This window comes from Bradyrhizobium sp. STM 3809, assembly GCF_000239795.1.
Classification (GTDB): domain Bacteria; phylum Pseudomonadota; class Alphaproteobacteria; order Rhizobiales; family Xanthobacteraceae; genus Bradyrhizobium.
Genome location: NZ_CAFJ01000021.1, coordinates 1 through 4,014 on the forward strand (window position 1 = coordinate 1; position 4,014 = coordinate 4,014).

General features: G+C 68.3%; 2 protein-coding genes. Both read right to left on the minus strand.

From position 1 onward, the window contains the following. On the minus strand, positions 1–1,831 hold a 1,831-nt coding region (locus BRAS3809_RS01150; protein ID WP_035654858.1), incomplete at its 3' end, for a spermidine synthase family protein. Between the two features lie 215 nt (positions 1,832–2,046). Continuing rightward, on the minus strand, positions 2,047–3,759 hold the full coding sequence (locus BRAS3809_RS01155; protein ID WP_008960271.1) for a jacalin-like lectin: 1,713 nt from the start codon (positions 3,757–3,759) through the stop codon (positions 2,047–2,049). Positions 3,760–4,014 lie beyond the last annotated feature (255 nt).

The following is a 4,014-nucleotide window of genomic DNA, read 5'->3' on the forward strand; positions in this document are numbered from 1 at the left end:
CCGCGAAGTGCTCGCGCGTATACAGCGCGCCGCTGCCGTCCAGCGCCGGATGGAACAGGTCGGCGACGATGACGTCGTAGTGCCCCTGGTCCGCGACGACGAAACGCCGCGCGTCGGCGACCGTGACCTGCGGCAGCGGCTGCTTCGCCGCGGGATTGGCGAACCATGGCAGCAGCGCGACGACCTCGGCTGACAGCTCGACCGCCTTGATGTCGACGTCCGGCAGTTGCGCGCCGCCGAGCACGGTGGCGCCGGTGCCGACGCCGAGAAAAAGCGCGTTGCGTGGCGAGGGATGCAGCAGCAGCGGCAGCATGGCCTGGCGGAAATCGGAGCGCGCCGAGCTGGTGCCGCCCATCCGGAAATGACCGTTGACCTCGAGATAGCGCGCGCCGGATGCATCGTCGACGACGCTGGCTGTCGCCATCGGTCCTTCGCGCAGCGCGAGCAGCTTGCCGCCTGGCGGCACTTTCACCAGCGTCGGCGCCGGCTGCAACACGAGCGCGAGCCCGAGCAGCGCCGGCACGACAGCCCAGCGCAGCGCTGCGCGGCCGGGCGGCAGCAGCAGGAGATAGAAGAGCGCGACCAGCACCAGCGCCAGCCAGCTGCCGAAGCCTGGAATCAGCAGCTGCGCGGCGACCAGCGGCGCGATCGCCGCGCCGACGCTGTTGATGCCGACAGCCCAGCCGACCGACCCGTTGATATCGCGCACCTCCTGCATCAGCTGGCCGAACAGCGCGCCCATCGCCATCGCCGGCAGCAGGAACAGGATCAAGGCGAGGCCGAGCTCGCCGGCGACGCCGAGGCTCGCGGCTTGATCGGCAAGCCCGGCCATGACCGGCGCGAGCAGCGCCGTGCCGAGACAGGCGAGCGCGGTGACGGCGAGCAAGCCCGCCTTGCCCGCCTTCACCCGGAGCCCGAGGCGTTGCCAGATCAGGCCGCCGGCAGCGGTGCCGAGCAGGTAGGCCGCCAGCAGGCAGGCGAAGCTGTAGACGGTGTCCTGCATCATCTGCGCGGCCAGGCGCACCACCAGCACTTCGAACGCGATGCCGAGAATGCCGGTGACGAACAGCGTCGCGGTGACGCGCAGGCCGAGCGTGGTGCGACGCTGATCGGGCTCGGGGGCCGCAGCGTCCGCGGAGCGGCCGAGCCGCAGGGCGGCCAGCGCACAGGCGGTATTGACGGCCGCGAGCGCGAGCAGCGTCGTCGCGAGCCCAAGCGTCGGGATCAGCACGAAGGTCGACAGCAGCGTGCCGGCCACGGCACCAGCGGTGTTCGCACCATAGACGCCCGCGCTGACCGTGCTGTCGCTGCGCGCGGCCGCCATCATCCGCTCGAGCGCCGTGAGCGTGCCGCCCATCGCCACCGTCGCCGGGAGGAGCACCAGCGTCGGCAGCAGGAAGCTCGCGCTCCACAGCAGCAGCGGTGAAGGCGAAGTGCCGAGCAGCGGCGCGAGCGCGCCGGCGCTCGCCGGCAGCAGCCAGATCGCGGCGATGCCCCAGAGGCCGATCACCGCTTCCAGGCTGGCATAGACCCGATGTGGCTTCGAGGCCTGGCGAATGTGGCGATCGAGCACGAAGGCGCCGAGCGCCAGCCCGGCGAAGAAGCCTGCGATGGCGCCGAGCACGGCCATCATCTCGGTGCCCAGCGCGAGCGCGAGCTGCCGGGTCCAGACGATCTCGTAGCCCAGTCCGGCCAGGCCGGAGGCGAAGGTGAGCAGCTGCAAGGCCAGGAGCTGCGATCGGCTGGTGGTGCTCGCATGCGAGGCCCGCGGGTGCGGCGTCCTTGCGGCCAGCTCGGCGGCGCGCGGGTTGGCATCAAGGGCTTCGGTCAAGAGACGGTCTCTGTGCTCTGCGTGATTTGTCGAGCGCGGCTCGCCATGCCCGCGGCAGGACCGAGCGCGACGTCGGGTTCCGTGGCACCACGACCGCTCCGAGATGGTTTCCCTTCTGTTGAAGTTTCGTGACGGTGGTTTGACAGTCGTGGGCGGTTTGCACGCGTTGAAGAACCCGGGCGGCGGCGCCGTCCGGGTTCTGGTCGCGGCATCGCTCAGGGCGTCAGCGTCCATGCTTGCGTGCCCGCGGCCGAGGCGGTGGCCGTCAGCAGCTGGTTGCCGACGGAGGTGCCGTTCTGGCTGATGACCTCGACCGGATAGCTGCGCAGCGCGATCGTGCCGGCACTGGCATCGTAGCGGAAGCGCTGGTTGTTGTTGCCGGTGCAGGTCCACACGATCAGCTGCGCGCCGTCGCCATAGGTTCCGTTGTTGTCGAGGCAATAATGCGGATCGAGCATGCTGCGGATCATGCCGCTGGCGTCGTCATAGCTCCAGGTCTGGTTGGCGCCGCCGTTGCAGTACCACTGGATCACGGCCGTCCCGTTCGCCGCCGTGCCGCCGTTGATGTCCATGCACAGCGCCGAGGTCCGGTTGACGATGCGAACCGGCTGCCGCGCCGGCGCCGCCGTGGTCACAACTGGCGCATAGACCACGCCGAGCTTGTCGATCTCGTCGCCGGAGCGGCCATGGAAGCCGGTGATCTGCCAGCCGCTGGGAGCGCTGTAGCTGGTGCAGCTCGATGTCGTGGCGCCGCCCGACAGCGTGCGGCCCGCGCTGGTGGCGAACGAGATCCAGAAGATCCGCGTATGGCCCTGATACTGCGCGCTGCACAGATTGACCGAGGTGAGATATTCGCCGCCGGCGAGCGTCAGGCTCTGCGCCGTGCCGCCGCTGCCGCCATGGCTGAAGACGTAGCCGTTGGAGAGCGTGAGCTCGACCTGGTCGACGCGGCTGCCGGTGCGGATGGAGAGCCTGCTCGGCACCGGATTGGCCGGCAGCGCCGCGACGTCGTTGTAGCTGGTCCCGTGCGGCCCGCCGAACTGATCGCTCAGCTGGCGGTTCGCGACCGTCGAGAAGCTCCAATCGACCTCGATCGGGTGATGGTCGGACAATTGCGCGCCGCTCGCATCCAGCGCGTCCTGGCGGTCGACATAGGACGCAGCCTGCAGATTGAGAAAGCCGTTGTTGCGCCACAGCACCTTGTCGACGATCTCGCAATCGGGCCGCGCCGTCTGCGTGCTGCCGCAGACCAGCGCATCGCCGATCGGCGGCACGCTGCCGCCGCGCACCGCTTCGATCCAGGCGTCGCTGAAGCCGTGATGCAGGAACTCCCACATGTTCTGCCCGGCACGCGTGTAGCGCGTGTTGGTGTCGCCCATCACCATCACGGCATTGCCGGCGGAATTCGCCTCGATATAGGTCAGCAGCTGCTGGACGTCGTTCTCGCTGTAGGCGAGGTCGGTCGACGACGTGCCGGACTGGGCATGGAGATTGTAGAAGTCGAGATAGACGCCCTCGGCGAGGCGGGTGCGGACCAGGGAGAACCCCTTCGGCGTCAGCGCATCGGAATCGGCGCGCTTGTCCCAGGTGACGCGGTCGAGATCGTCGAAGCCATAGCGGCTGAGCGTGTTGAGGCCGTCGCCGATGCCGGCCGTGCCCGAGGTCGGCGTGCGATAGGGATGATCGTCGCAGGTGTCGTACAACGCGGCGTGCCAGAGAAAATCCTCCTGCACGTTGACGATGCCGAACTGGCGCAGATAGCAGCTGATCAGCTTCGAATGCGCATCGCTGCCGCCGTTATAGGCGGTCGGCGTTTCCGCCACGTTGTAGGTGAGCGTATTGAACGTTCCGCTTGCCGCATGCAGCGGACTGCCGAGCAGCGCGCTGCATCCAAGGGCGATGGCGCCCGCCAGAATGCCGGTCTTCATGGGTCGATCCTCCTCGATCTCGTGCGAAGAGGCGGGGCGATAGCATCGGCTGATTGTCGTCGTGATGACGGATTGATTGATGTTCTGTGCGGCGCGTGTCTTTGCATGATGCGCTATCGGAGATTGTGTGCGCGATGTCCGTCGTGGCGAGATGACTCGGGCGACTTGACGCTGGTGACACAGCTCCGCAGCCTCGCGGCGCGTTGCGCGTCCGAGCTTTGCTCATCGAGACGCCCTTATCAGCAGAAGGGCGCC

Coding starts and splice junctions, on each gene's coding strand:
- BRAS3809_RS01155 (WP_008960271.1), bottom strand. CDS start 3,759: ATGAAGACCGGCATTCTGGCGGGCGCCATCGCCCTTGGATGCAGCGCG.